Source organism: Actinomadura montaniterrae, assembly GCF_008923365.1.
Taxonomy (GTDB): domain Bacteria; phylum Actinomycetota; class Actinomycetes; order Streptosporangiales; family Streptosporangiaceae; genus Spirillospora; species Spirillospora montaniterrae.
The window spans coordinates 1-22695 of record NZ_WBMR01000152.1; the positions used below are offsets into that span (position 1 = coordinate 1).

Below are 22695 nucleotides of genomic sequence, written 5' to 3' on the forward strand. Positions count from 1 at the left end.
ACGGCGACCAGCGCGGCGACCTCCTCGGGGGACGGGTCGCCCCGCACGACCTGCAGGAACGGCTTGTCTTCAGCGGTCACGGGTTCTCCTCGGCGGCCCCGGGGCCGGACGCGGCGGGCGGTCCGGCCCCGGAACGGGCGTCCGTCTCGGTGCTCTAGAGCGGGATGTTGCCGTGCTTCTTCGGCGGCAGCGTCTTGCGCTTCTCGCGGAGCGCGCGCAGCGCCTTGACGACCTGCCCGCGCGTCTCCGACGGCTTGATCACCGCGTCGACGTAGCCGCGGTCGGCGGCGACGTACGGGTTGGCGAGGGTGTCCTCGTACTCGGTGATCAGCTCGGCGCGGCGGGTGTCGGGGTCGTCGGCGGCGGCCAGCTCGCGCCGGTACAGGATGTTGACCGCGCCCTGCGCGCCCATGACGGCGATCTGCGCGGTCGGCCACGCCAGGTTGATGTCGGCGCCGAGGTGCTTGGAGCCCATGACGTCGTACGCGCCGCCGTACGCCTTCCGGGTGATCACGGTGACCAGCGGGACGGTCGCCTCAGCGTAGGCGTACAGCAGCTTCGCGCCGCGCCGGATGATCCCGTTCCACTCCTGGTCGGTGCCGGGCAGGAAGCCGGGGACGTCCACGAAGGTCAGGACCGGGATGTTGAACGCGTCGCAGGTCCGGACGAACCGGGCGGCCTTCTCGGAGGCGTCGATGTCGAGCGTCCCGGCGAACTGCATCGGCTGGTTCGCGACGATGCCGACCGAGTGGCCCTCGACGCGCCCGAACCCGCAGATGATGTTCGGCGCGAACAGCTCCTGGACCTCCAGGAACTCGCCGTCGTCGACCACGTGCTCGATCGCGGTGTGCATGTCGTACGGCTGGTTCGGGGAGTCCGGGATGAGGGTGTCGAGGTCCTCGACCAGCTCGGACGGGTCGACCGGCACGTCGAACGCGGGCGCGTCGGAGAGGTTGTTGGACGGCAGGTACGACAGCAGTGACTTGACGTACTCGATCGCGTCGTCCTCGTCGGAGCCCTGGTAGTGCGCCACGCCGGACCTGGAGTTGTGCGAGTGCGCCCCGCCGAGCTCCTCCATGGTCACCTCTTCGCCGGTGACCGTCTTGATGACGTCCGGGCCGGTGATGAACATGTGCGAGGTCTGGTCGGCCATGACGATGAAGTCGGTGATCGCGGGGGAGTACACCGCGCCGCCCGCGCACGGCCCGAGGACCAGCGAGATCTGCGGGATGACGCCGGAGGCGTGCACGTTCCGCTTGAAGATCTCCGCGTACAGGCCGAGCGCGACCACGCCCTCCTGGATCCGCGCGCCGCCGGAGTCGTTGATCCCGACCACCGGGCAGCCCGTCTTCAGCGCGTGGTCCATGACCTTGACGATCTTCTCGCCGAACACCTCGCCGAGGGACCCGCCGGAGACGGTGAAGTCCTGGCTGAAGACCGCGACCGGCCGGCCGTCGACCGTGCCGTACCCCGTGACGACGCCGTCGCCGTAGGGGCGGTTCTTCTCCATCCCGAAGTTGGTGGACCGGTGCCGCGCCATCTCGTCGAACTCGACGAACGAGCCGGGGTCGAGCAGCGCGTCGATCCGCTCCCGGGCCGTCATCTTGCCCTTGGCGTGCTGCTTCTCGACGGCGCGCGCCGAGCCCGCGTGCACCGCCTCGTAGCGGCGTCGTTCCAGGTCCGCGATCTTTCCCGCCGTCGTGTGGATGTCGTACTCGACCGCGGGTTCAGGGGCTTCCATCGCCATGCGGGCCAGGGTAACCGCACACTGATGCGCACATTGCGGGCGGGGCCCGCTGACCGGGATGAACGGCCCCGGAGCGGCCCTCGTTACGCTTGGGCACGTGGCTACGAAGACGCGAGACATCCTCCGGCAGGACATGCCGGAACCGCTGCGCCGCGACGTCCGCCTCCTCGGCGGGATGCTCGGCGACGGGCTGGTGGAGTACGGCGGCCGGGAGCTGCTGGACGACGTCGAGCGGCTGCGCCACGCGGTGATCGCCGCGCGGCGCGGCGAGACGTCCGCCGACGAGGTCGCGGCGATCGTCGACGGCTGGACGCTGGAGCGCGCGGAGCAGGTCGCGCGCGCGTTCACCGTGTACTTCCACCTGACGAACCTCGCCGAGGAGCACCACCGGATCCGGACGCTCCGCGAGCGCGACACCGGCGAGACCGTGCCGGGGTCGGTGGCCGCGGCGGTGGAGGAGATCCGCGCCGAAAAGAACGGCACCGCGGGCGGCGGCCGGCTCGGCGAGATGATCGACGGCCTGGAGTTCCGGCCGGTCTTCACCGCGCACCCGACCGAGGCGCGCCGCCGCGCCGTCGTGACCGCGATCCAGCGGATCAGCGACCTGCTGACGGCGCTGAACGCCGGGCAGGGCGCGAGCGAGCGGGAGGAGACCGAGCGGCGGCTCCGTGAGGAGATCGACGTGCTGTGGCGGACGGCGCTGCGCCGCGGCACCCAGATGGACCCGCTCGACGAGGTCCGTACCGCGATGGCCGCGTTCGACGAGACGATCTTCCGGGTCGTCCCGCACGTGTACCGGGCCCTCGACCGCGCCCTCGACGGGGACGACACCGGCACCCGCCCGCCGAAGGCCCGCCCGTACCTGCGGTTCGGCAGCTGGATCGGCGGCGACCGGGACGGCAACCCGTACGTCACCGCGCAGGTCACCCGCGACGCGATCACGATCCAGGCCGACCACGTACTGCGGGCGCTGGAGACCGCGTGCGCGCGGATCGGCCGGGAGCTGACCGTCCACGAGTCGACGACGCCGGCCTCGCCGGAGCTGCGCAACGCGCTCGCCGCCGCCCGCACCGCTCACCCGTCCCGGCTCGCGGAGGGCGCCAAGCGGTCGCCGGGCGAGCCGCACCGCCAGTTCCTGCTGTACGCGGCGAACCGGATCGCGGCGACCCGCGAGCGCGACGCCGACCTCGCCTACGGCGACCCGGAGGAGCTGCTCGCGGACCTGCGGACCGTCCAGGAGTCGCTGGCCGCCGCGGGGGCCGTCCGGCAGGCGTACGGGCGGGTGCAGCAGCTGATCTGGCAGGTCGAGACGTTCGGGTTCCACCTCGCCGAGCTGGAGATCCGGCAGCACTCCGAGCTGCACGAGAAGGCCCTCGCGGAGGTGCGGGCGGGCGGCGAGCGGTCGGAGATGACCGAGGAGATCCTCGAGACGCTGCGGGTCGTCGCGTGGATCCAGAAGCGCTTCGGCGTCCGCGCCTGCCACCGCTACATCGTGTCGTTCACCCGGTCAGCGCAGGACATGGCGAACGTCCACGAGCTGGCCGCGTCGCTCGGCGACGGCGCGCCCGTCCTCGACGTCATCCCGCTGTTCGAGACCGGCGAGGACCTGGAGCGCGCCCCGTCCGTGCTGGAGGGGATGCTGGAGATCCCGGCCGTCCGGCGCCGGCTGGACGACACCGGCCGCCGCATGGAGGTCATGCTCGGCTACTCCGACTCCGCCAAGCAGCTCGGCCCGGCCAGCGCCACCCTGCGGCTGTACGACACGCAGGAGGCGCTCGCCGCGTGGGCGGCCCGCAACGACATCACGCTGACCCTGTTCCACGGCCGCGGCGGGTCCCTCGGCCGCGGCGGCGGCCCGGCCAACCGGGCGATCCTCGCGCAGGCGCCCGGGTCCGTCGCGGGCCGCTTCAAGGTCACCGAGCAGGGCGAGGTGATCTTCGCCCGGTACGGCCGCACCGAGATCGCCGAACGGCACGTCGAGCAGGTCACCAGCGCCGTTCTGCTGGCCTCGACCGACGCCGTGCAGGACCGCGCGCGCGAGGCCGCCGCCCGGTTCCGCCCGCTCGCCGACAAGATCGGTGAGGCGGCCAGGGACGCGTTCCGCTCGCTGATCGAGACCGACGGGTTCGCCGCCTGGTTCGCCCGCGTCAGCCCGCTGGAGGAGATCGCCGAGCTGCGGATCGGGTCCCGCCCTGCCCGCCGCAAGGCGGCCCGCGGCCTGGAGGACCTGCGCGCCATCCCCTGGGTGTTCGCCTGGACGCAGACCCGCGTGAACCTGCCCGGCTGGTACGGGCTCGGCAGCGGCCTCGCCGCCGTCTCCGGCGACGGCCGCGACCTCGACGAGCTCCGCGAGGCCTACGAGGCGTGGCCGCTGTTCAACACGCTGCTCGACAACGCCGAGATGAGCCTCGCCAAGTCCGACCGCGCGATCGCGGAACGGTACCTCGCGCTCGGCGGGCGCCCCGAGCTGTCCGAGGCCGTCCTCGCCGAGTACGACCGCACCCGGCGGCTCGTCCTCGCGGTCACCGGCCACGAGCGGCTGCTGGAGAACCGCCGCGTGCTGTCCCGCGCCGTCGAGCTGCGGAACCCGTACGTGGACGCGCTCTCCCACCTCCAGCTCCGCGCCCTCACCGCGCTCCGCGCCGGGGACGTCACCGACGAGGAGGAGCGCGACCACCTCGAAGCGCTGCTCCTGCTGTCGGTGAACGGGGTCGCCGCCGGCCTGCAGAACACCGGCTGATGGCGGAGGTCAGGCCCGCGGCGGCCGCCGACCGCCCGCGCGTGGAGGAGATCGTCCAGGCCGCGTACGCGCCCTGGGCGGAGATCATCGGCACCCGTCCCCTCCCGATGGACGACGACTACGCCGCGCTGATCGGGGCCGGGCACGTGTTCGTGACCGGCCCCGGCCCGGACGGCCTGATCGTCCTGATCCCCGAGGACGGCGTCCTGCTCGTCGACAACGTCGCCGTGGACCCGGCGCTGCACGGCTCGGGCGTCGGCAGGCGCCTGCTCGCGTTCGCCGAGGCCCGCGCCCGCGACCTCGGCCTGCTCCGCCTCCGGCTGATCACCAACGAGCGGATGACCAGCAACATCGCCCGCTACGAGCGCCTCGGCTACCGGGAGATCGGCCGCGAGGTCCTCAAGGGCCGCAACGTCGTCCACATGGCCAAACCGCTCGGCTGAGGAATCGGGCCGCGCCCGGGGAACGTTGAACCCGGCGTGACCACAGCGGAGGAACGCCTCATCGCGGACCGTGCGGGCACGCTGGAGCTCCTGGCGTCGCTGCGCCGCGACTGGGACGGCGTCGTCGAGGCGTCGGCGCAGAGCAACGCCGACGACGAGCACGACCCGGAGGGCGCCACCATCGCCTTCGAACGCGCCCGGATCGAGGCGTCCCTGACCCGCGCCCGGACCCGGCTGGCCGAGATCGAGGACGCGCTCCGCCGCCTCGCCGCCGACGCCTACGGGACCTGCGAACGCTGCGGCGGCCCGATCGCGGAAGCGCGCCTGGAGGCCCGCCCCACCGCCCGCACCTGCGTCACCTGCCCTCCGGCTTAGCTCGGCCAGTTCGGCTTGCGCTTGTCGTTGAACGCGGCGATGCCCTCGCGGCGGTCGGCGGAGAACGCGACCGTCCGCCACGCGTTGTCCTCCAGGTCCAGGCCCGCCTCCAGGGAGACCCCGGCGCCGAGCCGCAGGGCGCGCTTGGCGGCCCGGACCGCGGTCGGGGAGTTCTGCGCGATCACCCGGGCGATGCCGAGGGCCTCCTCGCGGGCCGTCCCGGCGGGCACCTTCCGGTCGGCGAGGCCGTATGCGAGGGCCTCCTCGATGCCGAGGCGGCGGCCCGTGAACACCAGGTCGGCGGCCTTGCCGGGGCCGAGCTTCCGCAGCGCCAGCTGCGTCCCCCCGCCGCCCGGGACGAGGCCGACGCCCACCTCCGGCAGCCCGAACACCGCCGACTCGTCCGCCACGACCAGGTCGGCGGACAGCGCGAACTCGCAGCCGCCGCCCAGCGCGTACCCGTGCACCGCCGCGACCACCGGCTGCGGCAGGTTCAGGACACCGCCGAACGCGGCGCGGAACAGCGGCCGCTGCGCGAGGATCTCCTCGTCGCTCATGGCGTTGCGTTCCTTCAGGTCCGCGCCCACGCAGAACGCCTTCTCGCCCGCCGCGCTCAGCACCACGGCGCGGGCGGACGCGTCCGCCGCGACCTCCGCGCACACCGCCGCCAGCCGCCGCGCCATCGCGGTCGACAGGGCGTTGAGGGCCTCGGGCCGGTCCAGCACGATCTCCGCGACGTGCCCGTCGCGCCGCAGCGTCACACCATCCATGCCGAGAACCCTATTCTCACCCGTCCCGCCGCGCCCGCCCGCCCCACCCTCCCGGGACCTGGCCCGGGTGGTGGGCGGGGGAGAGCGGTGGCCGGTGAGGTTGGATGGAACCGTGAGCGATTCCGCGTATGGGGACCTTGACCGTCCGCCGCTGCACGAGGCGGCCCTGCAGCGCGCCCTCGTCCAGGAGGGCGGGCTGTGGCGGGAGGTGAGCGTCGTGCCGGAGACGGGGTCGACCAACGCCGACCTCGCCGCCCGCGCCCGCGAAGGGGCGCCGGAGGGGACCGTGCTGGTGACCGAGCTGCAGACGGCGGGACGCGGCCGGCTCGGCCGGCCGTGGACGGCGCCGCCGCGCTCCGGGCTGATGTTCTCGATGCTGCTGCGGCCGGCCGTGCCGGTGCCGCTGCTCGGCTGGCTGCCGCTGCTGACCGGCGTCGCGGTCGCCACCGCGATCCGCCGGATGACCGCGTTCGCCGAGTCCGGGGAGCGGTTCTTCGGCGGCGCCGACGGCGACGTCACCGTGGACGCCCGGCTGAAGTGGCCCAACGACCTGCTGGTCGGGGACCGCAAGCTCGCCGGGATCCTCGCCGAGAAGGTCGACGACGCGCTGATCGTGGGCGTCGGCCTCAACGTGGGGCTGCGCACGGAGGAGCTGCCCGTGCCGACCGCGACGTCCCTGGCGATCGAGGGCGCGCCTCTCACCGACCGGGCGCCGCTGCTGCGCGCCATCCTGCGCGAGATGCGGACCTGGTACGGCGAATGGACGATGCTCGGCGGCGACCCCGAGTCCAGCGGGCTCCGCACCGCCTACAAGGACCTGTGCGCGACGCTCGGCCGCCGCGTCCGGGTGGAGCTGCCGGCGGACGAGACGCTGGAGGGCACCGCGCGGGACGTCGACGGATCGGGGCGCCTCGTCGTCGAGGGCCCGCGCGGCGACGTCGCCGTGAACGCGGGCGACGTGATCCACGTCCGCGGAAGGTGACGGGTGCACGTCCGGTGAACACCGCAGGTGGGTGCGCTGCGTCACGCCGGATCTGCAACGATATGGGATGGTACCGATCCACGACGCCGGCGGCGGGGTTCCGCCCGCCGGCGGACTGAGGGGCGGATGATGGCGCGCGGACTGCCGGATCCCAGGGAGATCGAGGAGCTGCTCCTCGGCGGCGAGCTCCGCTACACGCGCGTCGACGCGGTCCGGCTGTCGGGGGTGTCGCGGGAGTTCACCGGGCGGCTGTGGCGGGCGTTCGGGTACCCGTCGATGGCGGACGACGCGGTCGCCTACACCGAGGGCGACGTGGCGGCGCTGTGCCGGATCCGGCGGCTCATGGAAGAGGGCGTGCTGGACGAGGACGGCGTGATCCGGCTCATCCGGGCGTTCGGGCAGACGATGACGCGGCTGGCGGAGTGGCAGGTCAGCCTGATGAAGGAGATGGTCTCCCCGGATCCGAACGAGGCGCCGTCCGCCGAGGCGGTCGGGACGATCATGGAGATCGCCGACAAGCACATCGGGGAGTTCGAGCCGCTGGTGGTGCACGCGTGGCGGCGGCAGCTCGCCGCGGCCGGGACGCGGGCGATCGCGGCGGCGGCGACCCGGGAGGACGGGGAGCCGGCGGGCCGCCCGCTGACCACCGTCGGGTTCGCGGACATGGTGTCGTTCACGCAGGTCAGCCGGGAGCTGGAGGAGATCGAGCTGGCCCGGGTGGTGGAGTGGTTCGAGGAGACCGCCGCCGACATCATCGCCGCGTCCGGCGGCCGGCTGGTGAAGACGCTGGGCGACGAGGTGCTGTTCAGCACGGAGTCGCCGACGGTCGGCGCGGAGATCGCGCTGACGATCGCCGCGGCGATCCAGGACGAGACGGAGGTGCCGGACGTGCGGGTCGGGGTGGCGCACGGGCCGGTGCTGCCGCTGATGGGCGACGTGTTCGGCACGACGGTGAACCTGGCGGCGCGGCTGACGGCGCTGGCCCGGCCGGGGTCGGTGGTGATCGACAGCGAGCTGGCGGCGCGGCTGGAGAAGGAGCCGGCGTACCGGATCACCCGGATCGTCCGGCGGCCCGTCCAGGGGCTCGGGATCGTGCAGCCGTTCGTGCTGCGGCGCGCGGCGCGGCCCGAGGACGGCCCGCCGGGCGACGGCGGCCGGTAGGGCGCCTCACACCGGCTTGCTGATCTCCTCGCCGGGCGCGTCGGTGAGGCGCTGCAGGTAGTTCTGCTCGCCGAGGGCCTGGACGAGGCTGAGCTCGGTCTCCAGGTAGTCGATGTGGTACTCCTCGTCGGCGAGGATCTCCTCGAAGATCCGCGCGGAGGTGACGTCGCCGCGCGAGCGCATCAGCTCGATGCCGGGACGCAGCCGGGCGACGGCCTCCATCTCGATCTCCAGGTCCGCCTTGAGCTGCTCGACGATGGTCTGGCCGATCCGCAGGGTGCCGAGCTTCTGGTAGTTCGGCAGGCCCTCGAGGAACAGGATCCGGTCGGTCAGCCGCTCGGCGTGCCGCATCTCGTCGATCGACTCGTCGCGGGTGTGCTTCGCGATCCGGGTGAAGCCCCAGTTCTCCTGCATCTTGGAGTGCAGGAAGTACTGGTTGATCGCCGTCAGTTCCGCGGTGAGCTGGTCGTTCAGCAGCGCGATGATGTCCTTGTCGCCTTCCATGGGCCTCATGCTCGCACAGGGGGCGGCGGTGATTCGCGCAGCGGCGCGCGCCCGGCGCGGGATGGCGGGCTCAGGCGGCGGTGGCTCAGGCGGCGGTGGGCGGGGCCGCTTCCGTGCCGGCTCCGGTGACGGGCGCCGGCGGGACGGCCGGGTCCGCGGCGGCGGGAGCGGGGGCGGCGGCCGGGCCGTCGGGGACGGCGGTCAGAGGCGCCGGGCCGCCGGTGAGGGCGTCGGCGAGCTCGCTGGCGGTGCGGTACTCGCTGACCATGGCGTGCAGCCGCTTGGTGCAGGAGCCGCAGCCGGGCTTGAAGCCGCAGGCCGCCTTGACCTCCTTGGCCGTGCCGCACCTGCCGCCGGACAGGCAGCCGTGAACGTCGTCCTCCGTGATCGCGTTGCAGATGCAGACGTACATCCGGTGGGGGACCTTCCATGCGACTACCCGGTACCAACGCGCCTGACCTGTGCCTTTAGGGCACCCTTATGAAGGTTAGGCTCCCCTAAGGTAACCCACGGGTGTCCGTTCTGGCCAGTGGCCTCCCAATCGGTGTGATTCAACCCTCACGGGGAAGGGCTTCCGTCGGTACGACGGGAGGGCGGGAACAGTGGCACAGGTGTGGCCGGGCGATGCATACCCCCTCGGAGCCCGGTTCGACGGCGCGGGCACGAACTTCGCCGTCTTCTCCGAGGCGGCCGAACGAGTCGAGCTCTGCCTGTTCGACGGGCCGGCGGGCGACGGCGAGGAGACGAGGCTGGCGTTACCGGAGGTCGACGCGTTCGTCTGGCACGGGTACCTGCCGGGGGTGATGCCGGGCCGCCGCTACGGGTACCGGGTGTACGGCCCGTACGACCCGTCGCGCGGCCACCGGTGCAACCCGGCGAAGCTGCTGCTCGACCCCTACGCGCAGGCGATCGAGGGGCGGATCGACTGGGACGAGTCGTGCTTCGGCTACCGGTTCGGCGACCCGTGGTCGCGCAACGACCTGGACTCGGCCGGGCACACGATGCGCTCGGTGGTCGTCAGCCCGTACTTCGACTGGGGCGACGACCGGCCGCCGCGGATCCCGTACCACGAGACGGTGATCTACGAGGCGCACGTCAAGGGCCTCACCGCCCGGCACCCGGACATCCCGCCGGCGCTGCGCGGCAGCTACGCGGCCCTCGCCCACCCGGTGATCATCGACCATCTGAAGTCGATCGGGGTCACGGCGGTCGAGCTGATGCCGGTACACCAGTTCGTCCACGACGACGCGCTGATCCGGCGGGGGCTGCGCAACTACTGGGGCTACAACACCATCGGCTTCTTCGCGCCGCACGGCGAGTACTCCTCGTCGGGGGAGCGCGGGGAGCAGGTGCTGGAGTTCAAGGCGATGGTGAAGGCGCTGCACGAGGCGGGCATCGAGGTGATCCTCGACGTGGTGTACAACCACACCGCCGAGGGCAACCACCTCGGGCCGACGCTGTCGTTCCGCGGCATCGACAACGCCCAGTACTACCGGCTCGCCGACGGCGACCAGCGCTACTACATGGACACCACGGGCACCGGGAACAGCCTGCTGATGCGCAGCCCGCACGTCCTGCAGCTGATCATGGACTCGCTGCGGTTCTGGGTGACGGAGATGCACGTCGACGGGTTCCGGTTCGACCTGGCCGCGACGCTGGCCCGCGAGCTGCACGAGGTGGACCGGCTGTCGGCGTTCTTCGACCTCGTCCAGCAGGACCCGGTGGTGTCGCAGGTCAAGCTGATCGCCGAGCCGTGGGACGTGGGGGAGGGCGGCTACCAGGTCGGGAACTTCCCGCCGCTGTGGACGGAGTGGAACGGCAAGTACCGCGACACGGTGCGCGACTACTGGCGCGGGCAGCCGGGCGCGCTGCCGGACTTCGCGTCCCGGCTGACCGGGTCGTCGGACCTGTACGCCGACGACGGCCGCCGGCCGATCGCCTCGATCAACTTCGCGACCTGCCATGACGGGTTCACCCTGCACGACCTGGTGTCGTACGACGGCAAGCACAACGACGCCAACGGCGAGGGCAACCGGGACGGCAGCGACGACAACCGGTCGTGGAACTGCGGCCACGAGGGCCCGGTCGACGACCTGGACATCGTGGCGCTGCGGGAGCGGCAGAAGCGCAACTTCCTGACCACGCTGTTCCTGTCGCAGGGCGTCCCGATGCTGCTGCACGGCGACGAGCTGGGCCGCACCCAGCAGGGCAACAACAACGCCTACTGCCAGGACACCGAGATCTCCTGGGTCGACTGGACGGGCCTCCACGAGGACACGTTCTTCGACGAGCGCGGGCCGCTGCTCGACTTCGTCCGGCGGCTGTCGAAGCTGCGGACGGAGCACCCGGTGTTCCGGCGCCGCCGCTTCTTCGTCGGGGACCGGCCGTCGACGGCGCGCGGCGCCGAGCCCGACGCGCTGCCCGACCTGGTGTGGTTCACCCCCGGCGGCGAGGAGATGGCCGGGAAGGACTGGTCCGCCGGGTTCAACAAGTCGCTGAACGTGTTCCTGAACGGGGAGGCGATCGGCGAGCCGGACCGGCGGGGCCGGCAGGTGCGCGACGACTCGTTCCTGCTGCTGTTCAGCGCGCACGACGGGGAGCTGGCGTTCGCGCTGCCGCCCGCCGCGTACGGGCAGATGTGGATCAAGGTGCTGGACACCGCGGACCCGCTGCTCGCCGAGGAGGAGTCGCCGGTCGTGAAGGCCGGGGAGTCCGTGAAGGTCGCCGCCCGCTCCGTGCAGGTGCTACGCCGTGTCTAACACGCCCCCTCCCCCCGAGCACGACGACCCCCCGTCCGGCACCTACAGGCTCCAGCTCCGCGGCACGCCCGACGACCGCTTCGGGTTCGCCGAGGCCGCCGCGCTGGCCCCGTACCTGTCGGCCCTCGGCGTGTCGCACGTGTACCTGTCGCCGATCCTGCAGGCCGCGCCGGGCTCTACGCACGGCTACGACGTGGTCGACCATTCGAGGCTGTCGGACGAGCTCGGCGGCGGTGAGGCGTTCGGCGCGATGGCGGAGCGGTTCCGCGCGCACGGGCTGCGGGTGCTGGCCGACCTCGTCCCCAACCACATGGCCGTTCCGGTCCCGCCGGATCTGAACCTGCCGCTCAACGCCGTCCTGGCGCAGGGACCGTCGTCGCCGTACGCGAAATGGTTCGACGTGGACTGGGACGCGGGCGGCGGGCGGATCGTCCTGCCCGGGCAGGGCGAGCCGAACTACCGCCGGTTCTTCGACATCTCCGGCCTGATCGGGTTGCGGCAGGAGGACCCGGAGGTCTTCGAGCGCACGCACGCGCTGCTGCTCGGCCTGGTCGGGCAGGGCCTGGTGGACGGCCTGCGCGTCGACCATCCGGACGGCCTGGCCGACCCGCGCGGCTACCTGCGCCGCCTCGCGGACGCCGCGCCGGGCCGGTGGCTGCTCGTCGAGAAGATCACCGAGGGGGCGGAGCGGCTGCCCGCGGACTGGCCGTGCGCGGGCACGACCGGCTACGACTCGCTCGGGATGATCGGCAGCCTGTTCGTCGACCCCGCCGGCGAGAAGCCGCTCACGGACCTCTACACGGCGCTGACGGGCGGCCCCGCGTCCTTCGAGGAGGTCGAGCACGACGCGCGCCTGTACGCCGCGACACACGGCATGAAGCCGGAGATGGACCGGCTGATGCGCGTCCTAGGGCGTGTTGTGGGGAAGCGGGACGCGGGCCTGGAGCAGGCGTTGCAGGCGCTGCTCGTGGCGATGCCCGTCTACCGCGCCTACGTCGTCCCGGGTGAGGAGGCGCCGCCGCAGGCCGTGGACGTCCTCAACGACGCCGCGCAGAGAGCGCGCGGGCACCTGCCCGAGAACCTGCATCCGGCCCTGGACACGGTCGTGAACATGGCACTCGGACGAGGCGAGAACCCCGATCCCGAGTTCATCGTCCGGTTCCAGCAGACGGCCGCGCCGCTCGCGGCAAAAGGCGTGGAGGACACGGCCTTCTACCGCTGGAACCGTATGGCCGCCCTCAACGAGGTGGGCGGCGACCCGGGACGCTTCTCCGTCAGCCCCGTCAACTTCCACACGCACTGCATCCGGCTCGCGCGGGACTGGCCGTCCACGATGACGACGCTGTCCACGCACGACACCAAACGCCAGGAGGACGTGCGGGCGCGCCTGGCCGTCCTGTCCGAACTGCCGGAGGAGTGGGCCGACGCGGTACACCGGTGGCGCTCCTGGTGGAGACCGGCCGAATCGCCGATGGAACCCGACCTGGAGTACCTGCTCTGGCAGACGCTCGCCGGCGCGTGGCCGATCACCCCCGACCGCCTGCAGGAGTTCCTCGTCAAGGCCATGCGCGAGGCCAAGACCCGGACGTCCTGGGCGGAGCCGGACACCGCCTACGAGAACGCGGCCCTCGGATACGCGCGGCGCGTCCTGGAGGACCCCGACCTCGTCACCGACCTGACCGCGTTCGTGGCGCGGCTCGACCCGTACGCGCGGGTGAACGGGCTCGGGCAGAAGCTCGTCCAGCTGGCCATGCCGGGCGTCCCCGACGTCTACCAGGGCTGCGAGCTGACCGGCCTGGCCCTCGTCGACCCCGACAACCGGCGGCCGGTGGACTACGGGCGCCGCCGCGAGCGGCTGCACCGGCTCGACACCGGCCGCCCGCCCAAGGACGTCGACGACGAGAAGCTCCTGGTCACCGCGCGGACGCTGCGGCTGCGCCGGACCCACCCGCAGTGGTTCGGGCCGCTGGCGGCGCACGAGCCGGTCGCGGCGGCGGGGCCCGCCGCCGACCACGTCGTCGCGTTCCGGCGGGGCGGCGCGGTCGCGCTCGCCACCCGGCTGCCCGCCGGGCTGGAGCGCCGCGGCGGCTGGGCCGGCACGGAGGTGGACGTCGGCCGGCAGGGCTGGCGGGACGTCCTCACCGGCGCCACCCACTGGGGCCCGCGCCTGGACGCCGCCGAGGTGTTCGCGCATCTGCCCGTCGCGCTGATCGTCCCCCGGGAGATCGACAGGTGAACGAGCGGTTCGAGGTCTGGGCCCCCGAGGCCCGGCGCGTCGATGTCGTCGTCGGCGGTGAACGCCTGCCCATGGCGGCGGACGAGGGGGGTTCCGGCTGGTGGACGGCCGACGTGCCGGGCGCCGGGCACGGGACCGACTACGGCTTCGCGCTGGACGGCGCCGCCGACCCCCTGCCCGACCCCCGCTCGCCATGGCAGCCGTCCGGCGTACACGGCCTCAGCCGCGTCTACGAGCACGACAGGTTCGCCTGGACGGACGCGCAATGGCGCGGACGCCCCCTCCCCGGCAGCGTCCTGTACGAGATGCACGTCGGCACGTTCACGCCGGAAGGGACGTTCGACGCCGCGATCGGACGTCTCGACCATCTCGTCGCGCTCGGAATCGACGCCGTCGAACTCCTGCCCGTCGCGTCCTTTCCGGGCCATCACGGATGGGGATACGACGGCGCTCTCCTATGGGCGCCCCACGAACCCTATGGCGGCCCCGACGGGCTGAAGCGTTTCGTGGACGCCGCCCACGCGCGCGGTCTCGCGGTCATTCTGGACGTCGTCTACAACCATCTCGGGCCCGACGGCAACCACCTCGGCGACTACGGCCCCTATTTCACCAGCGCCCACAGCACGCCTTGGGGCGACGCGGTCAACTACGACCAGGAAGGCTCGGACGAGGTCCGTGCCTTCGCCATAGAGAACGCGTTGATGTGGCTGCGCGACTACCACTTCGACGGGCTGCGCCTGGACGCCGTCCACGCCATCACCGACCACGGCGCCGTCCACATACTGGAAGAGATGGCGCAGGCCGTGTCGGCCCTGTCGGCGCACTTGGGACGGCATCTGTTCCTCATAGCGGAATCCGACCTGAACGATCCGCGCCTCGTCACGTCGAGGGAGGCCGGCGGGTACGGTCTCGACGCGCAGTGGAGCGACGACTTCCACCACTGCCTGCACGCCGCGCTGACCGGTGAACGGCAGGGCTATTACTGCGACTTCGGTTCCATGGAAACCCTCAAGAAAGCATTGACGAGGGTGTTCGTCCACGACGGGACGATGTCGACGTACCGGGGGCACAGGCACGGCCGTCCCGTCGACGTGGAAAAGCTGCCCGCCTACCGGTTCCTCGGTTTCCTGCAGAACCACGACCAGGTCGGTAACAGGGGCGCAGGGGACCGTATAGGCGCCGTTCTGGCCGGGGCCGGACTCTCCCCTGGACTGCTCAAGGTCGGCGCGGCGCTGCTCATCCTGGCGCCGTTCACACCGATGCTCTTCATGGGCGAGGAATGGGGCGCCTCCACGCCCTGGTGCTACTTCACCGACCACCAGGACCCCGAACTGGCGCGGGCCGTGAGCGAGGGGCGGCGCAGGGAGTTCTCCCGGCACGGCTGGACGGGCGAGGTTCCCGATCCACAGGCTGTGGATACCTTCCGGCGATCCGTCCTCGACTGGGACGAGCCCGCCGCGGAACCGCATGCGGGCCTGCTGGACTGGCACCGGTCCCTGATCGCGCTCCGCCGCGCCCGGCCGGAATTGACCGACCCGCGCCTGACCGCCGCGTCCGTCGAGACCGGCGACGGCGACGCCGCGACCGGCCGCTGGCTGACCATGCGGCGCGGCGGCGTGCTCGTGGCGGCGAACCTCGGCGGCGGGGCCGTCCGGCTGCCGGCCGCCGGGGGCGGGGACCGCCTGCTGCTCGCGTCAGATCCGGCAATCCACATGGAAACCGGCGTCAACGGCGATTCCAAAACCCCGGTCGTGACCCTCCCCGGCGCGTCGGCCGCCGTCATCGGATGACCGCTCGCGGCAGCGCGCCGACCGCCCGGCGGGCGGGGACCCGAGGCGCGATGTCCGCCTAGCTCCCGGTACCGCCTGAAAGATGGGTGTTCGAGGATGTACTACGAGTGGCAAACCGCAGGTCAAGAGCGCGGCGGCACCCGGGAAACGTTCAAGAATGGTCATACGATCGGTTCATGACCTCAGTACTGCTCGCCGAGGACGACACGTCCATCTCCGAGCCTCTCGCCCGCGCGCTGCGTCGCGAGGGGTACACCGTCGAAGTCAGCCCGGACGGTCCGCAGGCGCTCGAGCGGGCGCTCGGGGGCGGCGTGGACCTCATTGTTCTCGACCTGGGCCTGCCCGAGCTGGACGGCCTGGAGGTGGCCCGCCGGGTCCGTGCCGAGGGGCATGGAGTGCCCATCCTGATCCTGACCGCCCGGGCCGACGAGGTCGACACCGTCGTCGGTCTCGACGCGGGCGCCGACGACTACGTCACCAAGCCGTTCCGCCTGGCCGAGCTGCTGGCCCGGGTCCGCGCGCTGCTGCGCCGCGGCAGCACCGAGACCCCGATCGTCCAGGGGGTGCGGATCGACGCCGAGTCGCGCCGCGCCTGGATGGGCGACCAGGAACTGCAGCTCACCACCAAGGAGTTCGACCTGCTGCGCGTCCTGGTCCGGGACGCGGGCAAGGTCGTGACCCGCGAACAGATCATGCGCGAGGTGTGGGACACCAACTGGTGGGGTTCCACGAAGACCCTCGACATGCACATCTCCTGGCTGCGCCGCAAGCTCGGCGACGACGCCGGCAGCCCCCGCTACATCACCACGGTGCGGGGCGTCGGCTTCCGGTTCGAGCGCGGCGACTGACAGGCCCTCAACCGGCCGCCATGGCCGCGCGGTCAGCCCCCGGGCCTTCCCGAGAGGCCCGGGGCGCCCCGCCCGGGCGTGGCCCCACCATAAGGAGCCCAGATGAGGCGCCGACTCCTCCTGTCGACGCTCGCGGTGGCGGTGGTCGCGATCCTGTTGCTCGGCATACCCCTCGCCTACGCCGCCCACAAGCTCATCTACGAGGAGGCCGGGCAGTCCCTCGACCGGGAGGCGTCCGCCATCGCCGGCGGCGTCGCCTACACCCTCGAAGCGCGCCAGCCCGTCACCGGCGCCGCGATCGCGCGGGAGTACCCGGGGCGGCACATCGCGGTGACCCTGCCGGGCGGCGCCGCCGTCGAGGCGGGTCCCCGCCCCCGGCCGGGCGCGCGGCAGCTCACCGCCACCGCGTCCGGGCAGGGCGTGCGGGTCCGGCTGTCGCGCCCCGCCTCCCAGCTGAAGGACCAGGAACTGCGGCTGCTGCTGTTCATCGGCAGCCTCGCGCTGCTCGGCGTCGCCGTCACCGTCGGCCTCGCGATGGTCCAGGCCCGCAAGCTGACCCTGCCGCTGCGCGACCTCGCCGAGACCGCCGACCGGCTCGGCACCGGCAACGCCCGGCCCCGCCGCCGCCGCTACGGCATCCCGGAGGTCGACCGGGTCGCCGAGGTGCTGGACCGCAGCGCCGTCCGCATCGCCGACCTGCTCGCGGCGAGCCGCGAGTTCGCCTCCGACGCCTCCCACCAGCTGCGCACCCCGCTGACCGCGCTGTCGATGCGGCTGGAGGAGATGATCGAGGCGGCCGACTACCCCGACGTCGTCCGGGAGGAGGGCGCCGCGGCCGTCGCGCAGACCGAGCGGCTCGTCGCCGTCGTCGAGCAGCTGCTCGCCCGCGCCCGGCACGACCGCACCGGCGGCGCCGTCGCGTCCCCGATCGACGACATCATCCGCCAGCAGGTGGAGGAGTGGCGGCCGATCTTCCGGCGGGACGGCCGGGACGTGCGGATCGTCGGCGAGCAGGGCCTGGTCGGCATGACCAACCCGGAGGGGCTGTCGCAGATCGTCGCGACGCTGCTGGACAACTCGCTGATGCACGGCGCCGGGACCGTCACCATCCACACCAAGCCGGGCGCCAGCTCGGTGGTGGTGGAGGTCGGCGACGAGGGCGCCGGGATCCCGCCGGAGCTGGAGCCGCGGATCTTCGAGCGGAGCGTCAGCGGCGGCCGCGGCACCGGCCTCGGCCTCTACCTGGCCCGCTCGCTGGCCGTGGTGGACGGCGGGCGGCTGGAGCTCATCCAGTCGCGTCCGGCGGTGTTCGGGGTGTTCCTGCGCGAGGCGGCGGAGGCCCGGCTGGCCGGTGAACGCGTCGTCCTGGGGCCCGCCTAGAGGGGCCGCGCCGGAGCCTGCCGGACGGGCCGCGCCCGGGCTTCCGGAGGGGCCGTGCCGGGGCGGCCCGGGGAGCGTGCGAGGTCAGGAGAACTGGGCGTAGTCGCCGGCGGCGTCCTGGTCGAGCGGGTGCCCGAGCCGCCCGGACGGGGCGGCCCCGCCGTTCATGGCGCGCGCGCTGGTCGCGGCGTGCACGCCGGGCCCCTCGGGCACCCCGGACGCCTCCGGCAGCCCGGACGCCGGGTCGACCGGCGGCGCGCTCGCGGGCAGGAACACCCACTTCTTGTACGACCAGAACCGGAACAGCGTGGCGACGCCGGTGCCGATCACCAGCGAGATGTTGTACGGGATCGGGCCCGTCAGCCCCAGCACGTAGTGCGTGAACCCGATGAACATCTCGGTGATCACCAGCCCGACGCCGTTCAGCGCGAAGAACAGCACGTACTCGCGGCCGAGCCCGGTCCGGTCGCGGTGCCGGAACGTCCAGTACCGGTTGGCGAGGTAGGCGAACGTCGTCGCGACGATCGTGGCGACGCCGTTGGAGGTCAGCGGGCCCATGCCGAGGCCGCTGTTCATCCCGTTGCCGATGCCGACCGTGATCACGAAGGCGATCGCGCCCACGCTGCCGAACTGGGCGAGCTCGCGCAGCAGGTGCGCGAAACGCCGGTTGAGAGTGGCGATCAGGTTCACGAAGGGAACCGTCCTTCCGGACCTCGGCTGGTGGAACCGCGGCCGTTGGCGCGGCTGCTGCTGCGGGGGCACAACGAGAATAGACGCCCCCGGCCCCCGCGACGTCGGAACATGAACGTACTGCGTTCTCCTCGCGTTCCCTGCCCTGAGCCCGGAGGCCCACACCCCGTCCGACGCCCGGAACAGGTGAATTGTTCGGGTCCATCGGCCGATAGCCTTCTGACGTGAGCAATCCACCTCAGACACCCGTCGTGGGCATGGCGGGCGGCGGCCAGCTGGCCCGGATGACCCAGCAGGCCGCGATCGCCCTCGGCGTGCCGCTGCGCGTCCTCGCCGGGGCGCCGGGCGAGTCGGCGGCGAAGGTCGTCGCGGACGTCCGGGTCGGCGACGACCGCGCCCTCGACGACCTGATGGCGTTCGCCAAGGGGTGCGACGTGGTGACCTTCGACCACGAGCACGTCCCCGGCCCGCACATCCGCGAGGTCGAGGCGTCCGGGGTGCCGTGCCGGCCGGGCTCGGCGGCCCTCGCGCACGCCCAGGACAAGCTGGTCATGCGGGACCGGCTGACCGCGTTCGGCGCGCCCTGCCCCGCCTACGCGCCCCTGCCGTCCGCCGACCCGATGCCCGCGCTGGAGGCGTTCGGGCGGGAGCACGGCTGGCCGGTGGTCCTGAAGGCGACCCGCGGCGGCTACGACGGCAAGGGCGTGTGGGTCGCCGACAACCTCGGCGTCGAGACCGTCGAGCTGGTCGGGCGGCTGATCGCCGAGGGCGTCGACCTGATGGTCGAACAGCACGTTCCGTTCCGGCGCGAGCTGGCGGCGCTCGTCGCCCGCTCCCCGTACGGGCAGGGCGCCGCGTACCCGATCGTGGAGACCGTCCAGAAGGACGGCATCTGCGTCGAGGTCATCTCTCCGGCGCCCGGGCTGTCCGGCGAGCTGGCCGCCGAGGCGCAGAGCCTCGCGCTCCGGATCGCCGACGAGCTCGGCGTCACGGGGCTGCTCGCGGTGGAGCTGTTCGAGACCGAGCCGCCGAGGACCGGGCGGCAGGGCAGCGGCCGCGGGCTGCTGGTGAACGAGCTGGCGATGCGCCCGCACAACTCCGGGCACTGGACGATCGAGGGTGCCCGCACCTCCCAGTTCGAGCAGCACCTGCGGGCCGTGCTGGACCTGCCGCTCGGCTCCACCGAGCCGACCGCCCGCTACACGGTGATGGCGAACGTCCTCGGCGGCGACGACCCGGACGTCTACTCCCGCTACTTCCATGTGATGGCGCACGACCCGGGCGTCAAGGTCCACATGTACGGCAAGGAGTCCCGGCCCGGCCGCAAGATCGGGCATGTGACGGTGCTCGGTGACGACTTGGCCGACCTGCGGGAACGCGCCCGCCACGCGGCCGACTACCTGCGTTGGGGCAAGGCGATGGGGGAACACGCATGAGCGGAGCGAACCGGGGGGCGTGGGGGGTCGTCCCCCCACAGGAGGAACGCATGAGTGGCCCGGTGGTGGGCGTGGTGATGGGCAGCGACTCCGACTGGCCGGTCATGAAGGCGGCGGGGGAGGCGCTGGAGGAGTTCGGGGTCCCCTACGAGGCCGACGTCGTGTCCGCGCACCGGATGCCGCACGACATGATCGCCTACGGCGAGCAGGCCGCCGGGCGGGGCCTCCGCGCGATCATCGCGGGCGCCGGCGGCGCCGCGCACCTGCCCGGCATGCTCGCGTCGGTGACGCCGCTGCCGGTGATCGGCGTGCCCGTCCCGCTGAAGTACCTCGACGGCATGGACTCGCTGCTGTCGATCGTGCAGATGCCCGCCGGTGTCCCGGTCGCGACGGTCGCGGTCGGCGCCGCCCGCAACGCGGGGCTGCTGGCCGTCCGCATCCTCGCCGCGTCCGACGAGGGCCTCCAGGCGAAGATGAAGGACTTTCAGCAGTCGCTGTACGACCAGACCAAGGCGAAGGGCGAACGGCTCCGAGAGAGCCTCTGAGGCGCCCGGGGCCCGCGGGGCCGCTGAGCCGTCCGCTGGGCCCGCGGCTCAGTGCCGGCGGCTCCACTCCACGGCGGGGCAGCGGTCCATGACGACGTCGAGCCCGGCGTCCTTCGCGCGCCGGGCCGCCGCCTCGTCGATCACGTCCAGCGGCATCCACACGGCCTTCGCGCCCGCCGCGATCGCCTCGTCCACGACGGCGCCCGCGTGCTCGGCGCGCCGGTAGACGCCCACGACGTCCACCTCGGAGGCGTCCGGCACGTCCGCGAGGCTCGTGTAGGCCTGCTCGCCCAGCACGGCGTTCCCCGACGGATGCACCGGGATGATCCGCTTCCCGCGCCGCTGCAGCAGCCGCGCCTGGTTGTAGACCTCCCGGGCCGGATTGTCGCCGAGGCCCACGAACGCCCACGTCCGGGACTCGCTGAGCAGCCGGCTGATCACGTCCGGGTCGGCGTAGACATCACCCATGTCCGGCACAACACCCCCGGCTCCTCGATCGTTCCCGGTCAGGGGCGGCCGAGGGCCCGGTAGTTCCAGCCGGCGGCGCGCCAGCGCTCCGGGTCCAGGGCGTTGCGGCCGTCCACGATGTTGCGCTCCGCCACCGTCGCGGACAGGTCCGCCGGGTCCATGTCGCGGAACTCCCGCCATTCCGTCAGCAGCAGGACGACATGCGCGCCCCTGACCGCGCCCAGCGCCGACGACGCGAAGTCCAGCGACGGCTGGGCGCGGCGCGCGTTCTCCATGGCGCGCGGGTCGTACACCGTCACCCGGCCGCCCTGCGCGCGGATGGTCGCGGCGACGTCCAGCGCGGGCGAGTCGCGGACGTCGTCGGAGTCCGGCTTGAACGCCGCGCCGAGCACCCCGACCGTCCGGTCGGCGAACGAGCCGCCGAGCAGCTGCCGGGCGAGGTCCACCATCCGGATCCGGCGCCGGATGTTGATCTCGTCGACCTCGCGCAGGAACGTCAGCGCCTGGTCGGCGCCCAGCTCGCCGGCGCGCGCCATGAACGCGCGGATGTCCTTCGGCAGGCAGCCGCCGCCGAACCCGAGCCCGGGGCCGAGGAACCGGCCGCCGATCCGGTCGTCGTGCGACAGCGCCTCCGACAGCTTCGTCACGTCCGCGTGCGCGGCCTCGCAGACCTCCGCCATCGCGTTGATGAACGAGATCTTGGTGGCCAGGAACGCGTTCGCCGACACCTTGACCAGCTCCGCGGTCGGGTAGTCGGCGGTGATGAACGGCGTGCCGGCGGCGATCATCGTCCGGTAGATCTCGCGCAGCACCTTCTCGGCGTGCTCGGCGGCGCCCTGCTCGCCGGGCAGCCCGGCGACGATCCGGTCCGGGTGCAGGGTGTCCTGGACGGCGAACCCCTCGCGCAGGAACTCGGGGTTCCACGCGAGGACGGCGTCGCCGCCCACCGGCGCGTCCCTCGCGACCGTCTCGGCCAGCCGCGCCGCCGTCCCGACCGGCACGGTGGACTTGCCGACGATCAGGCAGGGCCGGTGCAGCAGGGGCGCGAGCGCGCCGACCGCCGCGTCCACGTAGGTGAGGTCGGCGGCGTACTCGCCCGGTTTCTGAGGGGTCCCGACGCACAGGAAGTGGACGTCGCCGAACTCGGCGGCCTCCTCGTAGGACGTCGTGAACCGCAGCCGCCCGTTCGCCAGCCCGCGGCGCAGCACCGGTTCGAGCCCGGGCTCGTAGAACGGCAGGTCGCCGGCCGCGAGCCGGGCGATCTTGTCCTTGTCGGCGTCCAGGCCGAGGACCTCGAAGCCCAGGTCGGCCATGCAGGCCGCGTGGGTGGCGCCGAGGTAACCGGTTCCGATGACCGTCAGCCGCTGGGTCAAGGCGGGCTCCTTCCGGTTCGCTGCCGCCGTTGTACGCCCTAGTGAACCTTCCCCGAAGAGCTGCCCGGTACCGGCGGCGGCGCAGCGGAGTCTACTGGCCGGTAGCATCGTCGGCATGAGCCATGACTTTCCCGCGTACGCGCCGTCGGAGGAGCAGGAGATGCTGCGGGCGACGGTGCGTGAGCTGGCGGATGCCAAGATCGCTCCGTTCGCGGCGGAGGTGGACGAGGACGCCCGGTTCCCGCAGGAGGCCCTGGAGGCGCTGGTCGCCAACGACCTGCACGCGGTGCACGTCCCCGAGGTGTACGGCGGTGCCGGTGCGGACGCGCTGGCGACGGTGATCGTGATCGAGGAGGTCGCGCGGGCGTGCGCGTCGTCCTCGCTGATCCCGGCGGTGAACAAGCTCGGCACGGTACCCGTCCTGCTGTCGGGCTCGGAAGAACTGAAG

The 22695-nt window shown here is 72.8% G+C and carries 21 protein-coding genes; 13 read left to right on the forward strand and 8 right to left on the reverse strand.

What is annotated here, in order from left to right:
• A partial coding sequence (locus F9B16_RS54275; protein ID WP_192809155.1) for an acyl-CoA carboxylase subunit epsilon occupies nucleotides 1-80 on the reverse strand: 80 nt, incomplete at its 3' end.
• A 74-nt stretch (nucleotides 81-154) separates the two neighbouring features.
• A complete protein-coding gene (locus F9B16_RS35560) occupies nucleotides 155-1747 on the reverse strand; it encodes an acyl-CoA carboxylase subunit beta (protein WP_225992228.1) in 1593 nt (530 codons plus the stop codon).
• 133 nt (nucleotides 1748-1880) lie between these two features.
• Here F9B16_RS35560 and F9B16_RS35565 point away from each other — a divergent pair, with 133 nt between their 5' ends.
• The 3 genes from F9B16_RS35565 to F9B16_RS35575 are packed head-to-tail and all read left to right on the forward strand — an operon-like array spanning nucleotide 1881 to nucleotide 5305.
• Nucleotides 1881-4487, forward strand: a complete 2607-nt coding sequence (locus F9B16_RS35565) for a phosphoenolpyruvate carboxylase (protein ID WP_192809156.1) — start codon at nucleotides 1881-1883, stop codon at nucleotides 4485-4487.
• The gene (locus tag F9B16_RS35570) at nucleotides 4487-4930 is read left to right on the forward strand and encodes a GNAT family N-acetyltransferase (RefSeq protein WP_151544613.1); all 444 of its coding nucleotides are present in this window, start codon (nucleotides 4487-4489) and stop codon (nucleotides 4928-4930) included. The genes F9B16_RS35565 and F9B16_RS35570 overlap by 1 nt, the downstream gene beginning before the upstream one ends.
• A gap of 36 nt (nucleotides 4931-4966) precedes the next feature.
• Nucleotides 4967-5305, forward strand: a complete 339-nt coding sequence (locus F9B16_RS35575; RefSeq protein ID WP_151544614.1) for a TraR/DksA family transcriptional regulator — start codon at nucleotides 4967-4969, stop codon at nucleotides 5303-5305.
• Here F9B16_RS35575 and F9B16_RS35580 read toward each other — a convergent pair.
• Nucleotides 5302-6075 (reverse strand): enoyl-CoA hydratase/isomerase family protein, encoded by a 774-nt coding sequence (locus tag F9B16_RS35580; RefSeq protein WP_151544615.1) that lies wholly within the window; start codon nucleotides 6073-6075, stop codon nucleotides 5302-5304. The genes F9B16_RS35575 and F9B16_RS35580 overlap by 4 nt on opposite strands.
• Nucleotides 6076-6187: 112 nt before the next feature.
• Between F9B16_RS35580 and F9B16_RS35585 the strand changes: the two genes are divergently transcribed.
• Nucleotides 6188-7057 carry a biotin--[acetyl-CoA-carboxylase] ligase gene (locus F9B16_RS35585; RefSeq protein ID WP_225992229.1) on the forward strand — a complete coding sequence of 290 codons (870 nt, stop codon included), beginning with the start codon at nucleotides 6188-6190 and terminating at the stop codon, nucleotides 7055-7057.
• A 129-nt stretch (nucleotides 7058-7186) separates the two neighbouring features.
• Nucleotides 7187-8218 carry an adenylate/guanylate cyclase domain-containing protein gene (locus tag F9B16_RS35590; protein ID WP_404800545.1) on the forward strand — a complete coding sequence of 344 codons (1032 nt, stop codon included), beginning with the start codon at nucleotides 7187-7189 and terminating at the stop codon, nucleotides 8216-8218.
• A gap of 6 nt (nucleotides 8219-8224) precedes the next feature.
• On the opposite strand, the gene bfr is transcribed toward F9B16_RS35590, so the two are convergent.
• Nucleotides 8225-8722, reverse strand: a complete 498-nt coding sequence (gene bfr / locus F9B16_RS35595; protein WP_151544618.1) for a bacterioferritin — start codon at nucleotides 8720-8722, stop codon at nucleotides 8225-8227.
• An 85-nt stretch (nucleotides 8723-8807) separates the two neighbouring features.
• A complete protein-coding gene (locus F9B16_RS35600; protein WP_151544619.1) occupies nucleotides 8808-9134 on the reverse strand; it encodes a (2Fe-2S)-binding protein in 327 nt (108 codons plus the stop codon).
• A 190-nt stretch (nucleotides 9135-9324) separates the two neighbouring features.
• Between F9B16_RS35600 and glgX the strand changes: the two genes are divergently transcribed.
• From glgX to F9B16_RS35625, 5 genes are all read left to right on the forward strand, one after another.
• Nucleotides 9325-11481: a glycogen debranching protein GlgX gene (gene glgX, locus F9B16_RS35605; RefSeq protein WP_151544620.1), complete on the forward strand. Its 2157-nt coding sequence runs from the start codon at nucleotides 9325-9327 to the stop codon at nucleotides 11479-11481.
• Entirely contained in the window at nucleotides 11474-13717 is a 2244-nt protein-coding gene (gene treY / locus F9B16_RS35610) for a malto-oligosyltrehalose synthase (RefSeq protein ID WP_151544621.1), read from the forward strand. Before glgX ends, treY begins: the two co-directional genes overlap by 8 nt.
• Nucleotides 13714-15507 carry a malto-oligosyltrehalose trehalohydrolase gene (gene treZ, locus F9B16_RS35615; protein WP_151544622.1) on the forward strand — a complete coding sequence of 598 codons (1794 nt, stop codon included), beginning with the start codon at nucleotides 13714-13716 and terminating at the stop codon, nucleotides 15505-15507. Before treY ends, treZ begins: the two co-directional genes overlap by 4 nt.
• A 176-nt stretch (nucleotides 15508-15683) precedes the next feature.
• Nucleotides 15684-16355 (forward strand): response regulator transcription factor, encoded by a 672-nt coding sequence (locus F9B16_RS35620; protein WP_019629095.1) that lies wholly within the window; start codon nucleotides 15684-15686, stop codon nucleotides 16353-16355.
• Nucleotides 16356-16457: 102 nt separating this feature from the next.
• The gene (locus tag F9B16_RS35625; RefSeq protein WP_151544623.1) at nucleotides 16458-17735 is read left to right on the forward strand and encodes an ATP-binding protein; all 1278 of its coding nucleotides are present in this window, start codon (nucleotides 16458-16460) and stop codon (nucleotides 17733-17735) included.
• Nucleotides 17736-17819: 84 nt separating this feature from the next.
• Here the strand turns inward: F9B16_RS35625 and F9B16_RS35630 are convergent, their stop codons facing one another.
• A complete protein-coding gene (locus F9B16_RS35630; RefSeq protein ID WP_151544624.1) occupies nucleotides 17820-18425 on the reverse strand; it encodes a GtrA family protein in 606 nt (201 codons plus the stop codon).
• A 224-nt stretch (nucleotides 18426-18649) separates the two neighbouring features.
• On the opposite strand from F9B16_RS35630, the gene F9B16_RS35635 reads away from it, so the two are divergent.
• On the forward strand, nucleotides 18650-19861 hold the full coding sequence (locus F9B16_RS35635) for a 5-(carboxyamino)imidazole ribonucleotide synthase (RefSeq protein ID WP_151544625.1): 1212 nt from the start codon (nucleotides 18650-18652) through the stop codon (nucleotides 19859-19861).
• Nucleotides 19862-19911: 50 nt separating this feature from the next.
• On the forward strand, nucleotides 19912-20406 hold the full coding sequence (gene purE, locus F9B16_RS35640; RefSeq protein WP_151544626.1) for a 5-(carboxyamino)imidazole ribonucleotide mutase: 495 nt from the start codon (nucleotides 19912-19914) through the stop codon (nucleotides 20404-20406).
• A 48-nt stretch (nucleotides 20407-20454) separates the two neighbouring features.
• Here the strand turns inward: purE and F9B16_RS35645 are convergent, their stop codons facing one another.
• Both F9B16_RS35645 and F9B16_RS35650 read right to left on the reverse strand, forming a co-directional pair.
• Nucleotides 20455-20874, reverse strand: a complete 420-nt coding sequence (locus tag F9B16_RS35645) for a CoA-binding protein (protein WP_151544627.1) — start codon at nucleotides 20872-20874, stop codon at nucleotides 20455-20457.
• Nucleotides 20875-20912: 38 nt separating this feature from the next.
• Nucleotides 20913-22247: a UDP-glucose dehydrogenase family protein gene (locus tag F9B16_RS35650; RefSeq protein ID WP_151544628.1), complete on the reverse strand. Its 1335-nt coding sequence runs from the start codon at nucleotides 22245-22247 to the stop codon at nucleotides 20913-20915.
• A gap of 115 nt (nucleotides 22248-22362) precedes the next feature.
• Between F9B16_RS35650 and F9B16_RS35655 the strand changes: the two genes are divergently transcribed.
• The coding region (locus F9B16_RS35655) for an acyl-CoA dehydrogenase family protein (RefSeq protein ID WP_192809154.1) at nucleotides 22363-22695 on the forward strand (333 nt) is incomplete at its 3' end.